5 protein-coding genes are annotated in these 4,924 nt (G+C 46.2%); all 5 read left to right on the forward strand.

Annotated features, from left to right (window positions below; all coding sequences use genetic code 11):
* Positions 1-749 precede the first annotated feature (749 nt).
* Positions 750-1,502, forward strand: a complete 753-nt coding sequence (amoC, locus tag AC3B8H_RS18540) for a bacterial ammonia monooxygenase, subunit AmoC (protein WP_488443013.1) — start codon at positions 750-752, stop codon at positions 1,500-1,502.
* Positions 1,503-1,615: 113 nt separating this feature from the next.
* Positions 1,616-2,365 carry a bacterial ammonia monooxygenase, subunit AmoA gene (amoA, locus tag AC3B8H_RS18545; protein WP_488443014.1) on the forward strand — a complete coding sequence of 250 codons (750 nt, stop codon included), beginning with the start codon at positions 1,616-1,618 and terminating at the stop codon, positions 2,363-2,365.
* 90 nt (positions 2,366-2,455) lie between these two features.
* Positions 2,456-3,700, forward strand: a complete 1,245-nt coding sequence (gene amoB / locus AC3B8H_RS18550; protein ID WP_488443015.1) for a bacterial ammonia monooxygenase, subunit AmoB — start codon at positions 2,456-2,458, stop codon at positions 3,698-3,700.
* 168 nt (positions 3,701-3,868) lie between these two features.
* Positions 3,869-4,270 carry a hypothetical protein gene (locus tag AC3B8H_RS18555; RefSeq protein ID WP_488443016.1) on the forward strand — a complete coding sequence of 134 codons (402 nt, stop codon included), beginning with the start codon at positions 3,869-3,871 and terminating at the stop codon, positions 4,268-4,270.
* Between the two features lie 155 nt (positions 4,271-4,425).
* Positions 4,426-4,924, forward strand: a 499-nt coding sequence (locus AC3B8H_RS18560; RefSeq protein WP_488443017.1) for an FHA domain-containing protein, incomplete at its 3' end; no start/stop codon positions are given.

Consider the following 4,924-nt stretch of genomic DNA (forward strand, 5'->3'; position numbering starts at 1 on the left):
CAGGAGAGTCGCTATTTTTGCCGAAAGATTTTTTCGAGCATCCCAGCGGGAAAAAATCGGCAAAAATCACGCGACCGTTTAGGCGTTCGACCCTCCGACTCGTCCACGCCGCGTCGTTTCGACGCAACAAGTGGGCGACGCATCGGCTAACGCATGAAGTGTCGGCGTCTCCAGATGCCACGTAGGTTTTCTCTGCTCCACTTCCAAGGTTTTCACCGAATGCGCTCGATTCGGCAGATATATACGCAATTGCTGCAAGCCTTAGCAGCCGTTCGTCTTTAAGTCATTCGAAAGCGGCTTCAAACTCCGCTACGCTAAAAACTTCGATGAGCATCGCTACAAGCCCTCAGATGCCAAACTAAAGGCTGCACAGCCGTCCTGCCTGTTCATTAAGCGCATTGGTGCTGGAAAAAACGCTGATTTGAGCCGGATTCGAAGGTTGTATGAGCCCTCTATGTCTAAAAGCGCCGATGTGGCTGATTCACGAATACACAACATTTACAAATAAGTTGTGTGGTTGGGATTTGAATGTCTGAACTGACAAAATGGCTGAATGTTCGCGGCTGTTCAGATTGTGGAAGGCGAGTAATGTTCGAAACGATGAATTGACTTGACAAGGATTTGCAAGATGGTAGACTGCCACGCACCTCAAGGGAGGGGGTGTCTTCTATTTAGAAGGCTTGTAATCAGGAAAAAACAAAGAACTCCCGATTTGATCGGGGATTTAGACAATCTTTTAGGAGGTAGAAATGGCTGCTACAACTGAATCAGTTAAGGCTGATGCTGCGGAAGCACCGCTTTTAAATCAAAAAAATCTGTGGGCAGGCATTGCACTGTACCTGGGTTTTTATTCATTCATTCGTTGGTACGAAGGTGTTTACGGCTGGTCAGCTGGTCTTGACTCATTCGCGCCTGAGTTCGAAACATACTGGATGAATATGCTGTACATCGAGATCGTAGTCGAAGTTATCCTGTTCGCGGGTATCAACGGCTATATCTGGAAAACTCGTGATCGTAAAGTTATGTCGATCACTCCACGTGAAGAGTTGCGTCGTCACTTTACTCACTGGACATGGTTGGTTTGCTACGGTTGGGCAATCTACTGGGGTGCTTCTTACTTCACCGAGCAAGATGGCACATGGCACCAAACCATCGTTCGTGATACCGACTTTACTCCAAGTCACATCATCGAGTTTTACCTGTCTTACCCAATCTACATTATTACTGGTTCTGCTTCTTTCATGTATGCAAAAACCAGACTGCCTACCTACCAAGAAGGTTTGCATCTGATGTATTTGGTTGCAGTTATCGGTCCATTCATGATTCTGCCAAACGTTGGTTTGAACGAATGGGGTCACACATTCTGGTTTATGGAAGAGTTGTTCGTTGCTCCATTGCACTACGGTTTCGTATTCTTTGGTTGGGCTGCTCTGGCTATAATGGGTGTTGTGAACACCGAAGTAATGGCAATTACCAAATTGCTGAAAAAAGACCTGGCTTAATTCAGGCTTTTAAAAGTAAAAACTATCTCCTTTCTTGCTCCGGTTCGCCATTGGTCGGAGCAAGATAAGAGAGTGGTAAAAAATATAATTTTAATTCTTTAGGAGGTAAGCTAATGAGCGCATCTCAATCAGCTGTACGTTCTCGTGCGGAAGCGGTACAAGTTTCCCGTACGTTTGACTGGATGATTCTTTTTACACTGTTCACAGCGGTTCTGGGCGGTTACCACATTCACTACATGTTGACCGGTGGTGACTGGGACTTCTGGACCGACTGGAAAGATAGACGTCTGTGGGTAACTGTAGCGCCTATCGTTTCTATCACCTTCCCGGCTGCTGTTCAAGCCTGCTTGTGGTGGAGATACCGTTTGCCGCTTGGTGCAACCTTGTCTGTGGTTGCTCTGATGATTGGTGAGTGGATCAACCGTTACATGAACTTCTGGGGTTGGACTTACTTCCCAGTAAACATTTGCTTCCCTTCAAACCTGATTCCTGGCGCTATCGTGCTGGACACAATCCTGATGTTGGGCAATAGCATGACTTTGACTGCCGTAGTTGGTGGTCTTGCTTATGGCTTGTTGTTCTACCCAGGTAACTGGCCGGTAATCGCACCTCTGCACGTTCCTGTAGAGTACAACGGTATGATGATGACTTTGGCTGACTTGCAAGGCTATCACTATGTTCGTACCGGTACTCCTGAGTACATTCGGATGGTTGAAAAAGGTACTTTAAGAACTTTCGGTAAAGACGTTGCTCCTGTATCAGCGTTCTTCTCCGGTTTCGTTTCTATCATCATCTACTTCTTGTGGCATTTCTTCGGCAGATGGTTCGCTAAAACCGACTTCATCGCTGACGACGCGTCTTAATTAGAAGATAACGTAAGAAAATGAACCTGGTGGTTCTAGAAACTGCCAGAAAGTCTTAATTAAAAATTCTCTAGTAATAGAGGAGGAATCATGAAAATAATAAAAGACAAAGTTGCGAAACTGTCCTTTGTCGCACTGTTGGTAGCAATGGCAACAGCGATGTTCTACGCTCCTACGGCTTCTGCTCATGGTGAAAAATCTCAGGCTGCTTTTATGCGGATGCGGACAATTCACTGGTTCGACCTGAACTGGTCTAAAGAGGAAGTGGCTGTAAACGATACAATGACCATTTCCGGTAAATTCCTGGTATTCGCAGGTTGGCCGGAAACTGTTGACAAGCCAGAAGTTTCATTCTTGAACGTTGGTATTCCTGGTCCAGTGTTTATTCGTGCTGGTTCATGGATCGGTGGTCAATTGGTTCCTCGTTCAGTTTCCTTGGAACTGGGCGAAGTTTACGAATTTAAAGTTCTGCTGAAAGCTCGTCGCCCTGGCGACTGGCACGTTCACTCTATGATGAACGTACAAGGCGGCGGTCCGATCATCGGCCCTGGTAAATGGGTAACTGTTACCGGTTCAATGAAAGAGTTCGTTAATCCTGTAACCACCTTGACTGGCCAAACCATCGATCTGGAACACTATGCTCTGGATAACGTTTACTTCTGGCACGCAGTATGGTTCGCGATCGCGTTCGCATGGATGCTGTTCTGGATCAAACGTCCTTTGTTCGTTCCACGTCACATCGCTGTAAGCACTGGCAAAGCAGATTCTCTGATCTCAGCTGGTGACAAAAAAGTCGGCATGTTGTTCGCTGTTGGTACCATGGTAATCGTTGCAGCCTCTATGGGTGCTACCAACGAAAAATATCCTGTAACCACTCCGTTGCAAGCTGGCTTGTTGCGTGGTATGAAAACTTATCAAATGCCAGAATCAACTGTTTCTGTCAAAGTTGATGACGCTTCTTACCGCGTTCCTGGTCGTGCGATGCAAATGACCCTGACCATCACCAACAACGGTGATTCTCCGGTTCGTTTGGGCGAGTTCAACACAGCGGGTGTTCGCTTCCTGGATCCTGCGGTTCATGAAGACGACACAGCTTATCCTGACGACTTGTTGGCTGAAGAAGGCTTGACTGTTAGCGATAACAGCCCACTGGCCCCAGGTGAAACCCGTACCGTTGAAGTTACCGCTTCAGACGCGGCTTGGGAAGTATACCGTTTGGCTGACTTGATCTACGATCCAGACAGCCGGTTCGCTGGTCTGTTGTTCTTCTGGGATGCTAACGGCAATCGTCAATTGGTAACTGTTGACGCTCCGCTGATCCCGACTTTCATCTAATTGATGTAAGTCTAAGCATAAAAGCTTAGAGGATTTAAGCCCTCGCTATTGAAAAATAGCGGGGGCTTTTTTTTAATTTGTATATTTAATTTATTGGGCTACGCAATGCTTAAGGTTCGAATGCGTAATATGGCTCGAAGTTATAATCAGAATATTTAAGAGCAAGGCATGATTAAAATCTCAGTAATCTTACTGTCAGTGATATTGGCAGGATGTTCGGAAAAAGAAGACTATAAAGCGGCTATTTTGGAACAAATGAAAACAGACAAGGACATAAAGGATTACGGAATATCGCCCGAAACAATGACGAATTGCGTCATAGATTCCACGTCAAACAATATGCCTGGTTTGTTCATACTCGATCCCACTCGCCGTTTAGCGTACAAAAACTATACGAAAATGCTGAGCTTGAACAAATCTCCCGATCCGAAGAGAACGCTATCAGAACTGCGAAGCGACTTCGGTGACCCTAAAAAACTCGCGGATGCACATTCAAATTATACGGAAAGCGTAGTTGAATGCATGTCAAGTCAGGTAAGCAGCACCGAAGAAAATAATCCCCAAAAGTAAACATACGAGTAACGTCCCACTCAGTATGCGTCGAGCAAGGGGGCAAATGTGCACTACAATTTACGAGGCCTACGATAACAGCCTTAGGCGTGTTTTAAAGCAAATCGCAAGCCACTATTGGACAATTCTGTCAACGTTAGGTAAACGCAGACCTTATGAACCTTACGCTGCAAGTGCTGACATATAAAGGAGCGCCTATCGCTCAACCGCTGAACGCCTCATTCGATGAGAAAGGCGGGACGATAGGCCGAAAGGCTGGAAACACGTTGGTTTTGGTAGACCCCGAGAGTTTTATATCTGGGCACCATGCCCAAATTTCATTTCAAGGCGGCAGTTTTTACATACAAGACACCAGTAAAAATGGAACACACTTGGTCCATGAGCAGCTAACGCTGAACAATGAACTTCACCAGCTTGCGGATAACGCATTAATTCGGATCGGTGAGTACGAATTAGTCGCTAACTATCAAACTAGCGATATGGAGTCAGCTGTACCCGAAAGCGTAAGTGATCCCTTCGGTTTCTCTTCCTCCGGACCGTTCGGTGTTGGTAACTCGCCATTCGCCGTCACGCAAGACGAAATTACACCGTTTCAGCAGATGGGTTTTGGTGACGAGCTAATATCATCGCCCTTCAATGATAGTTTCGTTCCGC

This window comes from Methylomonas sp. BG-2, from assembly GCF_057766305.1.